Source organism: Pseudidiomarina planktonica (assembly GCF_900177775.1).
Taxonomy (GTDB): Bacteria; Pseudomonadota; Gammaproteobacteria; order Enterobacterales; family Alteromonadaceae; genus Pseudidiomarina; species Pseudidiomarina planktonica.
In genome coordinates, this window is sequence record NZ_FXWH01000001.1 from 1,431,750 (window position 1) to 1,447,186 (window position 15,437).

The window sequence follows — 15,437 nt, forward strand, 5'->3', positions numbered from 1 at the left end:
TTAGGCATAACCAATTGCTCCTTTACCAACACCCTCAAACGCTGTTACCTGAACCTTGGCTTGCGGATATTGTTGTTTCACCTGGTCAGCAAGATACTGGGCCAGACATTCCACCGTGGAATCGGTTGGAATAATATAATTTTCACCACGTGGTACCAGTAATTCAAACAACCCCTGGTCAGCGGTGTAAGCGTAGGCTACGTGGGTGTGTTCATTGCACTGCCCTGCGGTCTGCGAACAATCTACCTCAGCCAAACTCACCTCATCTTCCAGCGAGCCTATATAAATGTCGCGCCAGCGCTCACACCAGGCCGCTTCCAGTGTTTCTGAACGTTTGCCGTCAAGACTAATGTAAAGTCGTGACCGGTGTCCGTGCGCAATACGCTGACAGTTACCATCGTGCTTCTTCAAACCGTGGGTGTAATGATAAAACGCGCCAGGAATAGCTTCGGCACGCAGTTGCAACTGTAAACCTGCTACGTTCTCTGGTAGCTCGCGTTTGATCACCGCTCGTAAATAATCAGTAACCGTATCAATAGTCACCTGTTCAGAATCTATAAAAGCAAAGGCATCAGCTGGGCAATGCAAATGAATAGAACGCTCATTCGGGCGCATGAAATCCACCCAATAGCTGCTTTTATCTTCATTGCGGGTAACTTGCGTGTATTCGTGTTCTGCAGGTACTGCCAGTTTGTGGTCAACCGAGTCATCAATAATAGCTTTAATTTGCTTCTTTACCCGCCCAAAATCCAACACCATGGATTGCTCGTTCAGCGCCCCATCTAAAATGATGTCGACTATCCAGCTCTCGCCAACAATGCCGCGTTGAGGGCATAAATACGAGAAATCGATAACGGTAAGATCGTTTACAAATAACTGCATGAAAATGAAAGCTCTTGCTATGCCCTTAAGGCGGTGCTGTGAATGGGTTAAGTATAGCGCGTTAGCCGTAGTTAAATAAGTGCCTCACGAGCTTTATATGCGCGCTATAACTTCACTAATTAAATGAACGCTGATTAGCAACAGAGCTAGCCCCATAGCGCGATCAACCCAATGGCTGTAGCGCCATAATTGCCGATAAAACGGCCCCCAGGTCATGGCCAGCGTTAACAGGCTAAACCACACGGCGGTGGCAATGGCCATGTAGACACCATAGCCCAACTTCACCAAAGTAGGCGTTGCCGGTGCAATAATGGTGCTAAATAGCATTAAAAAGAACAGTGTGGCTTTCACATTCAGGCCATTAGTTAAGAAGCCAATACCAAAGGCTCTGGTATTAGAGACCTCTTTGCTAACCGGCGTTTGTGCATCATTGCTCTTTAGCGAGGTCGGTAAGTCGGCATCAGACCTTGGCCTGGCCCGGATCGCCTGCCAGCCAAGCCAACCCAGATAAACCGCGCCAATGGCCAGAACGCTTACGTATACCCAGTCAAAGCGGTGAATAAACAACGCCACCCCTAACAGCGAATAAGCAATGTGCACCAGAATACCCACGCCGATGCCCAAACTTACCCATAATCCGGTTTGCCGCCCAAAGCGAATACTATAGCGGGTGACTACTGCAAAATCAGGACCCGGACTTGCTACCGCCATAAAGTGCAATATCGCAATACTTAAGAACTCTGCCCAATACACTGAAAGATCCACACGGCCCCTTACTTACTCATAACTTTACGAAAAATTGACTTAAACAGGGCTGAAAATTCCTTGCCTAAACCCTATTCAACTGCCAGACTCTTGGCTACTACGTAATTCACCTTATCGCAACCTATGTTGCCTTTAAGTGAACATGGCTGTTCCCTTTGCGACATATCAGGTAGCTAGCGCTTATTATGACAACAGATTCAAAAACCAGTAAAACGCCGTCACTAAATGCTTTGCGAGTGTTTGCCGCAGCCGCCTATGCGGGCAGCTTCAAACAGGTTGCACAAGAACTTGGCGTGTCACAATCCGCTATTACCCGACAAATTCAAACCTTAGAAGAGCAGCTGGGAACGCGCTTATTTCAGCGGGACAACCGGTTGCATGCTCTTACCCCTGCGGGGCAGCGGTTAGCGCCTGAATTACAACGAATATTTGCCAGTTTAAATCGCTTACTGGAACAAACGCAATCCCTGGGTGACGAAGACGTAACAACCCTTCGCATTGCCCTGCCCGGCGAATGGCTACGGTGGTGGTTAGCACCTCAGCTGCATGACTTTTACGGCATTTATCCGCATATTAAACTGGCTTTCAGTGAACTACCTCTGCATTTACAAAGCAACAGCGCCGCCCAAGCCATTGAACAGTTGCAACACGAGCAATTAGATATAGTAATTGGCTGTAGCAAGTTGCGCGACCGACAAATTGAACAAACCCCACTTTGCCGCTGCGGCTATATTCCGGTAACCAGCTATAACGGCGCGCTGGAATTGTCGGAGCTGGAGTGGCTGGTTAATCAACAAAGTCAGGTGTGGCAGGCGTTTTCAAAGCAGCACGACAATATCGCCAAAGATGCCCGCCTAACGTCTGTAGATTCGCTTGGCATGGCGGTAGATTTATTAACTAAGCCACAAACTGTCACTTTAGTTGATGAGCATTTCTTAGCCCACCCTCAACTACAGAGCCTGCAACAGTTTAACGACTTACGGGTAGAACTGCCGCAGGCGTTAAGTTTATTTACCCGTAAACGCACACGCCAACCAGTGCCTTTGGTAGCCTTTAGCAAATGGCTGCAGGCGCGCTTACGCTGAGTTCGCGCGCTTCAAAGCGCCGGCTAAGCGCTGTGCGTTGAGCCAGGCCAACAGTAGTATCAGGGTAAACAAAACCATAATGGTGTCCATATGGTAGCCGCCATCAATCATCAGCCCCATAATTAACGGCGATAGCGCAGTCGAGAACACCATTAAGGCGTGGTACAGGGCTCGCACTGTAGCCAGCCGCTGAATGCCATAGAGTTCAGCCCAAATGGTGCCACCAATGGCCGCATTAATACCGGCGCTAAAACCAGCCAAACCAAGAAATAGCCACCAGCCCATTACATGGTCTATCACCAGCAATAAGCTCACACCAAGGGTTGCCGGCAGAATATTGGCGCCAATAAGCTTGTCGGAACCAATTTTGTCAATCATGTTGCCCGCTATTAGCGACACCGTTACCCGGGTTACTGAGAAAACAATTAAGCCCCCTGCCACAGCAGCGACCGACCAGCTTTGTTGATCAGCTAGCCATAACTGGTTAAACAATAAGGCTGTGACAATAAAGGGTAACCCCAGCAGCGCCGGAACCACTGCCAGAAAACGCGGATCACGAACCAGATCGCGCTGGCGTAGGGCTAGCTGTACTTGCTCAGTTTCATTACCGCTGGTGGTTGCTGGCGTAATTTCTGGCTTATGACGCTGCAGCTTTAACATTAGCGGCCACAGTAATAACAGTAAGCCCGCAACCAGCAACCAGGGCGCACTCCAGCCAATCGTAGCCACCAACACCACCATAATAATAGGTAAAGTTGCTTCACCGAGTGGGAAGCCCATAGCCGCTACCGCCACCGCTTTACCGCGATTAGCACCGAAGTAGCGCGCCATACTGGTCATCGCCACATGGCCCATAAAGCCCTGCCCAAATAAACGCAGCCCTGCAATAGCTACAAACAACATCACCACATGCGCATTCCAACTGGCCAACAAAGCCGCCACGGCAAGCCCGATAAAAGTAAAGCTGGTAAAGGCGGCCAATGGTACCTGATCCAGTTTACCGCCAATGCGCATCAGCAGAACGCCGCCAAGAAAGGTAGCTGCGGCATATAAACTTCCGAATTCACCATGGCTTAACTGGTGCGAGGCACGCAAAGAGTCGTTAAACAGGCCAATAAAGAAGGTTTGCCCGAAGCTTGAGGCGAAGGTGGCAATAAATCCGAAGAGTAGAAATGCGGGGTAACGCTTGATTAACTGTAGGTAGAGTTGCAAGACCCGCTCCTTAAAGGGTTTTAATCACATCCATCAAATCATTGCTAGGCTTGCTCCGTGCTGTTAGCAACAGATTCATCAACAGACTCGACAAAAGGAAATAACGGCGGTTGCAGCGGAACGTTTTCTTGTGTCACCCGATGAATCGCCAGAGCGCTAATAATACCGCGAACGGCATCTTTTGTATGCACTAACAGATAGTGGTTACCCAATTGTTGCAAGGTTGCCACCACATCGCCAATACGCGCCTGTTGTACCTGTGAGCAGCTCACTGCGGGCAACTGAGTTACCGCAATCATGGCGTCTTCTACCTGCAACTGTTCCCAGCGAAGCTGTTGCTGCTGGGCTAAATCCAAGGTTTTGCGTGAATGAATGTGTTGCAGCGCAATTATCCCAACTAGCTGCCCATCGCTGTTAGTAACCGCAGCATCAAACTCGCCATGCCCGAGCAATTGAGCTTCCGCTTCCGCCAGCGAGGTTTGTGGCGTCAGTTGCAGTGGTGGTTTACTTGAGAAGTCATGTAACACCCGCACCGCCGGCGCATGCCAGTCAGGCACCATGGGGCGCTGTGATTGCTCGCCAGCCACTATAGGTAGGACGTTATTTGCCAGTTGCTGATATGCTGGTACGGTTAATGGCAGGCTGTAAAATGCATCCATTCAAACTATCTCCGACTAAACCCCATAAGGTGCTTTTACGCTTAGGATGCCGAACATAGAGCGAGCGCAACCGGATTACAATCACGCCAGAATAGATTTGCGACTAATGGTCAATCGCGTAAGTTCGTTACATTTCGATAACAGAAGTGAGTATTTATGCCCCCTTCCGCGTGCATTTGAATAACAACTCGTCCGAGTTACTAATCGATTTTACTCAGTAGCAAATCCATGATGTCGTTCATGGCGATAAAACCAACCAGGTCGTTGTCATCCACTACCACTAACCGTTTCACTTTATGATCGCTCATCAACGCAGCCACGTGCTTCACCGCAAGGCTTTTGCCAACACTAATCGCGGGTTTGGCACAAGCGTCGTACACATTCAGTAAATCAATGTCGCCGTCTTCTGCAATCACTGTCTTCAGCACGTTGGTATAGGTAATTAACCCATAAGCATCGTGCGGAGAACTCTTATCTACCACCAACGACTTCACATTATGACGCTTCATTAAGCTTAGCGCTTCGCGAAGCGATGCAAACGGAGATACGGTATGAACCTCGGTTATCATTACGTCTTTCACTAACATTAGAATTCGCCTCGCTGTTAAATAGATTGCTTCACATGCTCTTCAAATTTCTCGACCTGGCTCACGTCAATGCCAGCCAAATGCTCCAAACTCATGGTGAAAATAAGTCCTTTAGAATCACCATCATCGCCTCGCACAACACTTTGTAGCGCTTTTAAGATCTCTACCGACAGGCCTTTTTCTAAAACCATCATCAGCACCGTCTGGCTACCGTCATAGGTAAGCCCTAAAAAGGTTTTCTTCACACTGTTACTGATACCACGAGCCGAAAATACCGTCATGCCACCGGCGCCTAAATCGCGGGCGCAGTCAATGGCTTCCTGTTCTACTTCTTCCGGCACTATGGCCACTAGCACTGAAAATTTCATACTTGCCTCTCTCGTAACTTAGTTACAAAGTCCATTAAAATAGCGTAGGTCATGACGGTTACTATCGGAAATATTGACGCAAAAGCAATCAGTCCGAAGCCGTCAATAAGTACATTTCGCCCTTCTATATTTGTTGCCAAACCAATACCAAGCGCGGTTACCAGTGGTACTGTTACTTCCGAGGTGGTTACCCCACCTAAATCGTAAGCCAACGCAACAATGTAGCGCGGTGCAAACAGGGTCAGGAAAATAACCAATGCGTAACCGCCCATAATGTAATAGTGAATTGAGTCGCCCACAATAATGCGATGTACACCTAAGGTGATACCAATAGCTACCCCGGCAGCTACCAGCAGGCGAATCACATTACCATTTACTTTACCCGAGGCCGCCTGTTCGGCCTGCTGCCCAATGGCCAAAAGTGCGGGTTCAGCCATAGTAGTGGCAAAGCCAATAGCAAAAGCGAACAAGTACACGAAGGTATAATTATTGTGCGCAATAAGCTGCTCAGCCATGCTGGTGCCAATTGGAAACAGCCCCATTTTGAGGCCAACTACAAAGGCATATAGGCCTAAAATTACCAGCGCAAAGCCGAACGAAACTAACCGTGGATTGGTTAATTGACGTCGTAAAACCAGATATTGAAAGAATAAAACAGTAATCAGAATGGGTAACACATCGCGCAGCATGGTTAACAAATCCAGCAGCATTTTCATTGGCTCTGAGGGCGCATCACCGGCCCCTTCATATACCAGATTCCCCACTGCCGGACCGCCGCCCGCGTCACTGTATACAATAATGCCGTACACCTGCACGCTTATCATAGGAACCATCACCGCCAGAGCGACCAGACCAAAACCATCAATTAATGGGTTACGCCCCCGAATTGATGCAGCCAAACCAATGCCCATTGCAGCGATTAGCGGCACCGTCACAATATTAGTGGTTACCCCGCCGGAGTCGTACGCCAGCCCCACTATTTCGGGTGGCGCAAAATAGGTAACCGCAACCACCAGGGAATAACCGATAATCATAAACCAGTGCAGCGGCCAGCCCAGAATAGTACGCAGCACTCCAAGTGCCACCACCAGCCCCACCGAGCAGGCCACAATCAGCCGCAGAGTTAATGCATCAATGAGCCCCTGACTGATTTGTTGTGCCTGTTCAGCCACGGCAATGAGTGCCGGCTCAGCAACCACCGCCGAAAAGCCAAGAAAGAAGCCGAAGCTTAATAAGATAGGAATAGAGCCACGTTTGGCGAATTGGTTTGAAAGGCTTTTGCCGACGGGGAAAATACTGAGTTCTAAGCCCTGTAAAAACAAGGCCACGCCCGCAGCCACAATGAGTAAGCCAATGCTGATACTCAGCAGATTCTCAGGAACCTGACGCAATACCAACGCCTGAAATACCACTACCACTAAGACGATTGGCAGTAAGTTACGCAGTGCATGTAAAAAGGCGTGGTAAAAGTCCTTCAAGAACAAGCTCGAATCCTTCCTCTGCGACATCAAATGGTAGCGCTAAAGGTTAACTATGAAAGACTCACTGCTATTGCGCAAGGCAAATATCGACTGGATCGGCTGCTGGCTTTTATTCTTGATCAAGGAATTGTTTGGTTAGCGGTAGGCTTGCGCCCAATACAGCAGGTCATCGGCTAAGGCATTGGCCAGCTCAGCTTTTTGTGCCGCACTGATATCGCGTTGGAAATAACTGCGTAATCCCATAATGCCAACTTGCAGGCGGCTCGCAATACGTTGCGCCTCGGCCTCAGGAATACCGTCTCGCTGCAAAATAGTGGCGAAAGTAGACTCCATTTGCGCCAGTAATGCCTCGGCCCGGGCACCCAACTCAGAATTCTGATGGCCCAACTCAAGTAAGGTCTTCACCAGCATGCAAGCTTGTGCCGGCGGTATTTCCGCCTGCTCGTCAGCCATACCGCGCAAATAACTGGCCAGCGCCTGAATAGCTGACGGCTCGTTGGCTATTTGGTCAGCTAATTTGGCTAACGACACTTCTGCATAGCTTTCCAGCGCCATACCAAACAACTGCTCTTTGCTGCCAAAACTGGCGTAAATACTGCCCGGCCGCATATTTAGCGCCGATTCCAGATCTTTCATGGAGGTAGCCGAAAAGCCACGCTGCCAAAATAGCTGCACGGCGTTACCAATTGCTGTGTCCCGGTCGAATTTTGCAGGTCTGGGCATAAGGCTCACTGTAAGGTTACGACTCTCAAGTCCGTTTTCGTAATTACTTGAGTGTTTGCTCAACAACATCTATAGTTGCTCATAATAATTGAACGACCACTCAAAAACAACCAGTTGTAATGGAGGAATCATGGCAGGGTATAAACTTCACGATAAGTCTTCCGCACCTGCGGACAGTAAAGAACTACTTGAAAATTCCGAACAAGCAATGGGGATGATTCCCAATCTGCATGCAGTGATGGCTGAATCACCACAGCTGTTAGAAGGTTATCAGACCCTGCATGAGCTGTTTCAAAATACCCGCTTTAACGCCGACGAACTCTCTGTTGTCTGGCTTAGCATTAGCAACGAGCATGAGTGTCATTACTGTATGGCAGCACACACCGGCATTGCCAAAAGTACCGACGTGAGTGACAACATTATTAGCGCCCTGCGTAACAACGAAGAGCTTCCAAATGACAAACTTGAGGCCTTGCGCACCTTCACGTTGAGCTTGGTTCGCAATCGCGGTCATGCCTCTGACGACGAACTCAAGGCTTTCCATGACGCCGGTTATGACAAACGCCATGCCCTGGAAATTGTACTGGGTATTGCACAAAAAGTGATGAGTAACTACACCAACCATCTGGCAGCTACCCCGGTAGATAAGCCATTTCAAAAATTTAGCTGGGAGAAAAAATAACATGACGGCTGCAACTATTAGCGATTCTGTTTTAGCTCGCAAACTGCCCTGGTCCCTGCTAGCACTGCGACTTGGCGTATTTATTGTCATGCTGGTATGGGCGCTGGATAAGTTTGTTAACCCCACCCATACGGCAGCAGTATTTGAAGGCTTCTACGGTGTCAGCGGTTTGAATGAAACCATGGCGGCGGTGCTGGGTGCATTGCAATTAGTCTTGGTGCTGGCATTTGTGATTGGTTACCGCAAAACCATTACCTACGGTTTGATATTCGTGTTGCATGGTGTTTCCACCCTGTCGTCTTTTCCGCAGTACATTGACGCATTTAACAATCTACTGTTCTTTGCTGCATGGCCAATGTGGGCAGCTTGTTGGGTACTGTTTTACTTGCGTGATTACGATACCAAGTTCTCGGTTTAAACCCGGTAAATTGGAGTTAACAAATGACAACCTTGGCGTTTGACGTATACGGCACGCTGATTGATACCAACGGCGTGTACGAGAAATTGCAAACCTATGTTGGTGACCACGCCGGGGAATTTTCCCGGCGTTGGCGCAATAAACAACTGGAGTACGCTTTTAGGCGCGGCCTGATGCAAAATTACTGTGACTTTGCCACCTGCACTGAACAGGCACTGGTGTATGTTGATGCCGAGCTTGCTACCAAACTGAGTGCTGAGCAGCGGCAAGCTCTGTCAGCTACCTATCGCCAACTACCGGCATTTGATGACGCCAGAGCAAGCTTACAAGCCTTGAAAGAACGCCAGGTTGCCATGTATGCATTTTCGAACGGTAGTGCTAATGCAGTACAGCAATTATTGGAGCATGCCGATTTAACTGAGTTCTTTACCGATGTTGTCAGTACTGATGAGATGCAGTCGTTTAAACCGAACCCTGGCGTGTATAGTCATTTTTTACGCAGAGCTAACGCCAGCCACGATCAAGCCTGGCTTATCTCCAGCAACAGTTTCGACGTAATTGGGGCGCGCTCGGCCGGTATGCAAGCCGCCTGGATTAAGCGTGACGCTCACGCAGTTTACGACCCATGGGGAATTGAGCCAACGATTACAGTCAGCAGCCTGGCGCAACTGACTGATAAGCTGAATTGACGGCTAGTCCTGCGCCGTCTGCGCTGCTGGTGCTGGCGCTTTCGGATCAAAAGTATCCAGCTCATTAAAACGGATCATGGAACGCAGCTCTTTAATATACTCATCACCGCGCTCTGAATAGCTTTCTAAGCCTGCCGCCAGTGCAATGCCGGTAATTGGCTGCTCGTTGTCACGACGTGCCGCCCGCATCTCACGCAGCTCCTGATAAGCATAGTGGCGATTAATATTACGAATGTAACTTTCAACGGAATCCGCCGGCGTTGCGAAGTCGGCCACTTCATGTGCTTTGCCGGCATCGCGACCACTTGGCACTATGCCGCAGCCTTCCTCAAAACACCACTGGCCAAAATAGTTGTAACCCTCCAGCGCAAATCGCGAGGTACCCCAGGCACTCTCATTGGCCGCCTGAGCTAACGCCATAGAGGGCGGCACTATATCAATTTTCATCAATAATCGTTCCCAGTCAGCGTCGTTACTGGCATCAAAATCAGCAACACGATAGGTTTCCACCCAGTCATCCAGTTTGGACTGCTCAAACCAACCCAAATCAGTTTTGTTCTCATGCATGCTTTTAATTTCGGCGCGCATTTCCCGCATTTCCTGGTTCTTTTCTCGCACTATTGGAAGAAAGTAACCAAAAAATGCCTCTTTGCGCTCAGCGCCTGCTGCGTACTCTGAAAAATCAGGCACTTGTGGTTTACTAAACGAATACACTATTGCCGCAATAACAATAACGGGAACACCAAGAATAAAAACTTTTTTAAACATGAATAACTCCATTGAAATGGATTATAAGTTTTGTACTTAGTTAACCTACGCACGCTGACATAAGAAAGATCGGCACTCTAGCCCGCCACTTTGTGCTCAACCGGGGCAAGCTCGTGCTTAAGAATTAGAAAACTGCTAGGTTCTATATAGACTTTGCTTAATCTCGAGGTGGCGAATGAAAACTATTGGACTAATTGGTGGAATGAGCTGGGAGTCTACCCAAACTTATTACCGGTTGATAAACCAAAAAGTACGAGCACAGTTGGGCGGACTTCACTCGGCCAAAGTGGTGCTCTACAGCCTGGACTTCGCGACAATTGAGCCGTTGCAGCGCAACGAAGAGTGGGATGCCACCGCCGAAATTCTTAGTTCCGCAGCACAGTCACTGGAAGCTGCAGGCGCTGACTTTGTTGTTGTTTGTACCAACACCATGCACAAGGTTGCCCCACAAATAGAGCAGTCAGTTAACATACCCTTGCTACATATTGCCGATGCAACGGCCAAAGCACTACGACAAGATCAAGTTAAGCGCGTTGGCTTACTCGGAACAAAGTTTACGATGGAACAGGACTTCTACCGGGAACGGTTACAGCAACATGGCATTGAGGTCGTTATTCCCAACGCACAACAACGGGAACAGGTCCATTCAGTCATTTTTAATGAGTTATGTCAGGGAATTACCGATTCGAAGTCAAAATCTGCCTATCAGAAAATAATAGCTGATTTAGGTGAGCAAGGCGCTGAAGCTGTTATTTTGGGGTGTACAGAAATAGGATTACTGATTCAACCAGAAGATACTAAACTTCGGCTTTACGATACGACCGAAATACATGCCGAACAAGCAGTTCAGTTTGCTTTGAAGTAAATGGCGAGCTTCATCTAGTTGGGGATATTGCAGTAATCTCGAAAAGTGGTGCCCGGGGCCGGACTTGAACCGGCACGATCTTACGATCGAGGGATTTTAAATCCCTTGTGTCTACCAATTTCACCACCCGGGCACATTCGATTTTTTTAAGTGACGTATTGCACGCACTTGGAGGCGGGTCCCGGAGTCGAACCGAGGTCCACGGATTTGCAATCCGCTGCATAGCCACTCTGCCAACCCGCCTTGGGGTTTTATAAAAATTTGGAGCGGGAAACGAGATTCGAACTCGCGACCCCAACCTTGGCAAGGTTGTGCTCTACCACTGAGCTATTCCCGCATCCAGTGCCGACGCATTCTACTGTCTTATGCGAACACGTCAACGCTTTTTTGCTATTTCATGTATCGTTTGCTTATTTTTGACTCAAATCCGCCCAAGCAGCTCTTAAGTATTCCCACATTGACCATAAAGTGAGCGCAAAAGCCAAGTATAGAAGAATCGTAGCCGTAACTATAACGAAGGTGTTTGCTTCCCAGAGTAAGCCAACCAAAGCCACCATTTGCGCGATGGTTTTTAACTTACCCAAATTCGATACAGCCACCTGTCCCTGGCGTCCAATTTGTGCCATCCACTCGCGCAGTGCTGAAACGACCAGTTCGCGGCTAATAATAGTTAGTGCCGGAATGGTTATCCACCAGGTTGCATAATGCTCAACCACCACCACCAGGGCCGCGGCAACCATGACTTTATCAGCAACCGGATCTAAGAACGCGCCAAACGCAGTGAACTGATTAAACTTGCGCGCAACATAACCATCCAGCGCGTCAGTAATTGCAGCAATAACAAAAACCAGCGCCGCCCAGAAATTTGCTTCCGGTCCCGGCAAGTAATAAATCACCAGAAATACCGGAATCAAAAATATTCTGAAAGAGGTTAATAAATTAGGAATATTCCACATTTTGGATACTTCGTCCTTTATTCGTCACGAAACGCGTGATAAATGGTTTCTGCCATGGTCGGACTAATGCCCGGAATACTTTTCAGCTGTTCAATACTAGCTTGTTTCACCTGCTGTAATCCACCAAGATTCTGTAATATTTTCTGACGCCGCTTGGCACCTATTCCAGGAATATCCTCAAGGGTGGATGTGCGCCGAACTTTGGCGCGACGCTGCCGGTGTCCGGTAATAGCAAAGCGGTGCGATTCATCGCGAATATGCTGAATTAAATGCAGCGCCGCCGCGTCTTTTTCCATTGGAATAGTCTGATGCGAACCGGCCAAAATCAGAGTTTCTAACCCAGGTTTACGGGATTCACCTTTAGCCACACCAATTAATAGTGGTGCCGCCCGCCCCCAGTCGGCAAAGTAATTTTCTGCCTGCGCCAGTTGCCCTTTGCCACCGTCAATAAACAGAATATCCGGAATGTTACTTTTCCCTTCGCCTGCATCCCGCGCCTTGTCATAGCGCTTCGCTAAGGCTTTTGCCATAGCTGCGTAGTCATCGCCAGGGGTAATACCGCTAATATTATAGCGCCGGTAATCGGCTTTTTTCGGGCCATTAATATCAAACACCACGCACGAGGCAACGGTTTCCTGCCCCATAGTGTGGCTAATATCAAAGCATTCCATACGCACAATGCTGGCGCCCAAATCCAGTACCTTTTCCAACGCCTGAATACGCATGCGCATGGTCGACTGCTGATTCAGTTTACTCTCTAATGCATTTAACGCATTTTTAGCTGCCAGTGACTGATACTGCTTACGCTCACCGCGAACACGGCTAGCTAAACGCACTTTCTGCGCTAACACTTCGCCAATTAAATCCAGTTCCTGTTGGCGTTGCTCTGATTGTGCTTCGTCTTGTTCCGGTAAAATGATTTCTTTCGGTAACTTACGACCAGCGGTATCTGACAGGTAAAACTGAAGTAAAAACGCCACCAGCACTTCCTGATCGTCGGTGTTGGCCGGCACTTTCGGGAAATAGCTACGACTGCCCTGTATTTGCGCATCGCGAACAAACAGCACATGTACTGCACAAATACCGCCGTTGCGAGAAAAGCCAATCACGTCCAGTTCCTGCTGATTGCCGGTAACTGAGTTACGCTCCTGCACCTGCCGCAATGCCGTAATTTGATCGCGAAAGCGCGCCGCTCGCTCGAACTCCAGCGCCTGACTGCTGTGTTCCATACGATCCACCAGCACATCAATAACTTGTTGGTTGTTGCCTTTCAGAAAATCTTTCGCTAACTGCACCTGCTCCTGATATTCGTCGTCAGTGCAGTACCCTTTCACACAAGGCGCCAGGCAACGTTTAAGCTGATATTGCAAACACGGGCGGCTACGGGCTCGGTAATAGGTGTCTTCGCACTGCCTGACCGGGAATAGCTTTTGCAATAAGCGTAAGCTTTCGCGTACCGCCACACCATTCGGAAACGGCCCGAAGTACTCACCTTTGTCACGGCGGGTGCCACGATGAAAAGCTAAACGCGGGTGTTCATGGCTGCTTACTAATATATAAGGATAGGATTTGTCGTCTCGCAGCAATACGTTGTAGCGCGGCCGGTATTTCTTAATAAAGTTGTTTTCCAGAATCAAGGCTTCTGCTTCGGTATTGGTTACCGTTACATCCATGTTCTGAATTTGCTTCACTAAGGTTTGGGTTTTCGGGCTGTCTACGGTTTTGCGAAAATAGCTGGCAACGCGTTTACGTAAATCTTTCGCCTTACCCACATAAATAACATCACCTTCACCATCATACATCCGGTAAACGCCGGGTTGATGGGTCAGGTGACGTAGAAATTCTTGAGCATCAAATTCGGGTGTCATTAAGTCTCTAGGTTCATAATGTCAACAATACCGGCGCGAATCGCCACATGCGATAACGCGACATCTCCACTTATGCCAAGTTTATCAAAGATACGGTAACGAAAGGTATTTACTGTCTTGGTGCTGATATTAAGGTGTTTGGCGATTTCTGCAACCCGAATGCCACGGCCCAGCATTTGGGTAACCTGCATTTCCCGCTCACTCAGTTGTTCAAACAACTGCCGTTGTTCTTGCTTGCGTGGATTACGGGCAAAATACTCTGCCACCGCCGAGGCCACATACATTTGCCCTGCGCGTATGGACACCATGGCATCAAGCAGTTCCTGACAACTGCAATGCTCAAGCAAATAGGCATCTACCTGACTAATACTGCACTGAAAGTCCAGTACGTCCTGAAAGCTACGCCCCCATAATAATAAGAGTAAGTCAGGATAGCGCTTTACCAGCCGTCGCCAGCTTTCAATGGTGGCATCACCACTAAGCTGACTACACAACACCACAGTAGCATAAGGATAATCCCTTGCTACCTGCCGCAACTCATTGAATGTGCCTACGCTTGCACAAATTTGATAGTTTGATTGCTCGGCCAGTACATGTTCCATACCCGCACGTACTAAGCCACTGCTTATGGCAAGAATAATAGGTGTCATCAACATCTCCTTATGTTTAGAACCCATTGCACTTGATTGTGCCCGGTATTTCAGATTTTGCCTTTTAGTTTGAATTTGCAACAGAAACTATTGATAACTAACGAATTGAAGCCATTGCCCTCAAATTAGTACGACAAATGACATGAGAGAATTGCGATTATATGTCGACTGACATATTAAATACGCTTTTGATCCAGTAACTGCCATAAATAGCAGGCTAAATAGCTGCGATACGGAGATGCTTTGGCTGGCGTAATGTAAACACCCTGCTCGCCAATTAGCTGCATGGCTTTACGCAGGCTGCTATCACCGGCGGGGAATATATCTTCGCGACCGTAATGGAAAATCGCCAGAATAGAAGCGCTCCAGCGCCCTATTCCTTTATGGGCCATTATAGCATTCATAAGGGCTTCGTCGTTCAGCGACGGCCAGCTATCAATAGCAGAGGGGTTCTGTTGGTAGCTGCGGGCGAAATCAATCACGGTTTGGGCTTTGGTACGGCTTAAGCCGCATTCCAGCAAATCCATGTAATCGAGATCGGCAATATCATTGCGTCCTTGCTCACGCGCTTTCGCCTCAGCGCGAGCAATAATAGTGTCTGAGGCTTTGCCCGACAGCATTTGGCGAACAATAATCCGCGGTAAGGCTTGCAGCGGATGCAGCCCGGTGGCCTGTATAGGCTCAATTTCCGGATGCTCCATTAACCAGCGCGAAAACCCGGGTTGGGTATCGCACAAATGTTGACGAATACTTTCAGCTGTTACCGCACCCATAAAATT

Annotated in this window: 18 protein-coding genes and 3 tRNA genes; 5 read left to right on the forward strand and 16 right to left on the reverse strand. The window is 48.6% G+C overall.

Going from position 1 to position 15,437, the window contains the following annotated elements; translation table 11 throughout:
* Together CCE91_RS06735 and CCE91_RS06740 are read right to left on the reverse strand one after the other, a co-directional pair.
* Positions 1 to 882: a 6-carboxytetrahydropterin synthase gene (locus CCE91_RS06735; RefSeq protein ID WP_086434441.1), complete on the reverse strand. Its 882-nt coding sequence runs from the start codon at positions 880 to 882 to the stop codon at positions 1 to 3.
* Positions 883 to 975: 93 nt separating this feature from the next.
* Positions 976 to 1,647, reverse strand: a complete 672-nt coding sequence (locus CCE91_RS06740; RefSeq protein WP_234996275.1) for a LysE family translocator — start codon at positions 1,645 to 1,647, stop codon at positions 976 to 978.
* A gap of 185 nt (positions 1,648 to 1,832) precedes the next feature.
* Between CCE91_RS06740 and CCE91_RS06745 the strand changes: the two genes are divergently transcribed.
* The gene (locus CCE91_RS06745; protein WP_086434442.1) at positions 1,833 to 2,732 is read left to right on the forward strand and encodes a LysR family transcriptional regulator; all 900 of its coding nucleotides are present in this window, start codon (positions 1,833 to 1,835) and stop codon (positions 2,730 to 2,732) included.
* Here the strand turns inward: CCE91_RS06745 and CCE91_RS06750 are convergent.
* From CCE91_RS06750 to CCE91_RS06775, 6 genes are all read right to left on the reverse strand, one after another.
* A complete protein-coding gene (locus CCE91_RS06750; RefSeq protein ID WP_086434443.1) occupies positions 2,724 to 3,944 on the reverse strand; it encodes an MFS transporter in 1,221 nt (406 codons plus the stop codon). The two genes, CCE91_RS06745 and CCE91_RS06750, sit on opposite strands and share 9 nt — an antisense overlap.
* 44 nt (positions 3,945 to 3,988) lie before the next feature.
* On the reverse strand, positions 3,989 to 4,603 hold the full coding sequence (locus tag CCE91_RS06755) for a CBS domain-containing protein (RefSeq protein WP_086434444.1): 615 nt from the start codon (positions 4,601 to 4,603) through the stop codon (positions 3,989 to 3,991).
* 200 nt (positions 4,604 to 4,803) lie between these two features.
* Positions 4,804 to 5,190 carry a CBS domain-containing protein gene (locus CCE91_RS06760; protein ID WP_086434445.1) on the reverse strand — a complete coding sequence of 129 codons (387 nt, stop codon included), beginning with the start codon at positions 5,188 to 5,190 and terminating at the stop codon, positions 4,804 to 4,806.
* A gap of 17 nt (positions 5,191 to 5,207) precedes the next feature.
* Positions 5,208 to 5,558: a P-II family nitrogen regulator gene (locus CCE91_RS06765; protein ID WP_086434446.1), complete on the reverse strand. Its 351-nt coding sequence runs from the start codon at positions 5,556 to 5,558 to the stop codon at positions 5,208 to 5,210.
* Positions 5,555 to 7,036 carry a DUF1538 domain-containing protein gene (locus tag CCE91_RS12380; RefSeq protein WP_327078324.1) on the reverse strand — a complete coding sequence of 494 codons (1,482 nt, stop codon included), beginning with the start codon at positions 7,034 to 7,036 and terminating at the stop codon, positions 5,555 to 5,557. The genes CCE91_RS06765 and CCE91_RS12380 overlap by 4 nt, the downstream gene beginning before the upstream one ends.
* Before the next feature lie 138 nt (positions 7,037 to 7,174).
* On the reverse strand, positions 7,175 to 7,762 hold the full coding sequence (locus CCE91_RS06775; protein ID WP_157984127.1) for a TetR/AcrR family transcriptional regulator: 588 nt from the start codon (positions 7,760 to 7,762) through the stop codon (positions 7,175 to 7,177).
* Between the two features lie 130 nt (positions 7,763 to 7,892).
* On the opposite strand from CCE91_RS06775, the gene CCE91_RS06780 reads away from it, so the two are divergent.
* The 3 genes from CCE91_RS06780 to CCE91_RS06790 are packed head-to-tail and all read left to right on the forward strand — an operon-like array spanning position 7,893 to position 9,551.
* Positions 7,893 to 8,444 carry a carboxymuconolactone decarboxylase family protein gene (locus CCE91_RS06780; protein ID WP_086434449.1) on the forward strand — a complete coding sequence of 184 codons (552 nt, stop codon included), beginning with the start codon at positions 7,893 to 7,895 and terminating at the stop codon, positions 8,442 to 8,444.
* A 1-nt stretch (position 8,445) separates the two neighbouring features.
* A complete protein-coding gene (locus CCE91_RS06785) occupies positions 8,446 to 8,862 on the forward strand; it encodes a hypothetical protein (RefSeq protein ID WP_198677973.1) in 417 nt (138 codons plus the stop codon).
* A gap of 23 nt (positions 8,863 to 8,885) precedes the next feature.
* The gene (locus CCE91_RS06790) at positions 8,886 to 9,551 is read left to right on the forward strand and encodes a haloacid dehalogenase type II (protein ID WP_086434450.1); all 666 of its coding nucleotides are present in this window, start codon (positions 8,886 to 8,888) and stop codon (positions 9,549 to 9,551) included.
* Between the two features lie 3 nt (positions 9,552 to 9,554).
* Here CCE91_RS06790 and CCE91_RS06795 read toward each other — a convergent pair whose 3' ends face one another.
* Complete coding sequence (locus CCE91_RS06795; protein WP_086434451.1) at positions 9,555 to 10,319, reverse strand: glucosaminidase domain-containing protein; 765 nt, start codon at positions 10,317 to 10,319, stop codon at positions 9,555 to 9,557.
* Positions 10,320 to 10,494: 175 nt separating this feature from the next.
* Between CCE91_RS06795 and CCE91_RS06800 the strand changes: the two genes are divergently transcribed.
* Positions 10,495 to 11,184, forward strand: coding sequence for an aspartate/glutamate racemase family protein (locus tag CCE91_RS06800; RefSeq protein ID WP_086434452.1), 690 nt, complete (start codon positions 10,495 to 10,497; stop codon positions 11,182 to 11,184).
* Positions 11,185 to 11,230: 46 nt separating this feature from the next.
* Here CCE91_RS06800 and CCE91_RS06805 read toward each other — a convergent pair.
* The 7 genes from CCE91_RS06805 to CCE91_RS06835 form a co-directional block, all read right to left on the reverse strand.
* A tRNA-Leu gene (locus CCE91_RS06805) sits at positions 11,231 to 11,317 on the reverse strand.
* A gap of 36 nt (positions 11,318 to 11,353) precedes the next feature.
* A tRNA-Cys gene (locus CCE91_RS06810) sits at positions 11,354 to 11,427 on the reverse strand.
* A 19-nt stretch (positions 11,428 to 11,446) separates the two neighbouring features.
* Positions 11,447 to 11,521 (reverse strand) — tRNA-Gly (locus CCE91_RS06815).
* 73 nt (positions 11,522 to 11,594) lie between these two features.
* Positions 11,595 to 12,140, reverse strand: a complete 546-nt coding sequence (gene pgsA, locus CCE91_RS06820) for a CDP-diacylglycerol--glycerol-3-phosphate 3-phosphatidyltransferase (RefSeq protein ID WP_086434453.1) — start codon at positions 12,138 to 12,140, stop codon at positions 11,595 to 11,597.
* A 17-nt stretch (positions 12,141 to 12,157) separates the two neighbouring features.
* Positions 12,158 to 14,008 carry an excinuclease ABC subunit UvrC gene (gene uvrC / locus CCE91_RS06825; RefSeq protein WP_086434454.1) on the reverse strand — a complete coding sequence of 617 codons (1,851 nt, stop codon included), beginning with the start codon at positions 14,006 to 14,008 and terminating at the stop codon, positions 12,158 to 12,160.
* Complete coding sequence (locus CCE91_RS06830; RefSeq protein ID WP_086434455.1) at positions 14,008 to 14,658, reverse strand: LuxR C-terminal-related transcriptional regulator; 651 nt, start codon at positions 14,656 to 14,658, stop codon at positions 14,008 to 14,010. The genes uvrC and CCE91_RS06830 overlap by 1 nt, the downstream gene beginning before the upstream one ends.
* Positions 14,659 to 14,834: 176 nt before the next feature.
* The gene (locus CCE91_RS06835) at positions 14,835 to 15,431 is read right to left on the reverse strand and encodes a DNA-3-methyladenine glycosylase family protein (RefSeq protein WP_086434456.1); all 597 of its coding nucleotides are present in this window, start codon (positions 15,429 to 15,431) and stop codon (positions 14,835 to 14,837) included.
* Between the last annotated feature and the right edge of the window lie 6 nt (positions 15,432 to 15,437).

Bases quoted from the DNA above. Each gene is read 5' to 3' on its own strand.
- CCE91_RS06835 (WP_086434456.1), bottom strand. From the start codon at position 15,431: ATGGGTGCGGTAACAGCTGAAAGTATTCGTCAACATTTGTGCGATACC.
- CCE91_RS06795 (WP_086434451.1), bottom strand. From the start codon at position 10,319: ATGTTTAAAAAAGTTTTTATTCTTGGTGTTCCCGTTATTGTTATTGCG.
- CCE91_RS06800 (WP_086434452.1), top strand. From the start codon at position 10,495: ATGAAAACTATTGGACTAATTGGTGGAATGAGCTGGGAGTCTACCCAA.
- CCE91_RS06745 (WP_086434442.1), top strand. From the start codon at position 1,833: ATGACAACAGATTCAAAAACCAGTAAAACGCCGTCACTAAATGCTTTG.
- CCE91_RS06735 (WP_086434441.1), bottom strand. From the start codon at position 882: ATGCAGTTATTTGTAAACGATCTTACCGTTATCGATTTCTCGTATTTA.
- CCE91_RS06830 (WP_086434455.1), bottom strand. From the start codon at position 14,658: ATGACACCTATTATTCTTGCCATAAGCAGTGGCTTAGTACGTGCGGGT.
- CCE91_RS06760 (WP_086434445.1), bottom strand. From the start codon at position 5,190: ATGTTAGTGAAAGACGTAATGATAACCGAGGTTCATACCGTATCTCCG.
- CCE91_RS06765 (WP_086434446.1), bottom strand. From the start codon at position 5,558: ATGAAATTTTCAGTGCTAGTGGCCATAGTGCCGGAAGAAGTAGAACAG.
- CCE91_RS06780 (WP_086434449.1), top strand. From the start codon at position 7,893: ATGGCAGGGTATAAACTTCACGATAAGTCTTCCGCACCTGCGGACAGT.
- CCE91_RS06775 (WP_157984127.1), bottom strand. From the start codon at position 7,762: ATGCCCAGACCTGCAAAATTCGACCGGGACACAGCAATTGGTAACGCC.
- CCE91_RS06790 (WP_086434450.1), top strand. From the start codon at position 8,886: ATGACAACCTTGGCGTTTGACGTATACGGCACGCTGATTGATACCAAC.
- CCE91_RS06755 (WP_086434444.1), bottom strand. From the start codon at position 4,603: ATGGATGCATTTTACAGCCTGCCATTAACCGTACCAGCATATCAGCAA.
- CCE91_RS06785 (WP_198677973.1), top strand. From the start codon at position 8,446: ATGACGGCTGCAACTATTAGCGATTCTGTTTTAGCTCGCAAACTGCCC.
- uvrC (WP_086434454.1), bottom strand. From the start codon at position 14,008: ATGACACCCGAATTTGATGCTCAAGAATTTCTACGTCACCTGACCCAT.
- pgsA (WP_086434453.1), bottom strand. From the start codon at position 12,140: ATGTGGAATATTCCTAATTTATTAACCTCTTTCAGAATATTTTTGATT.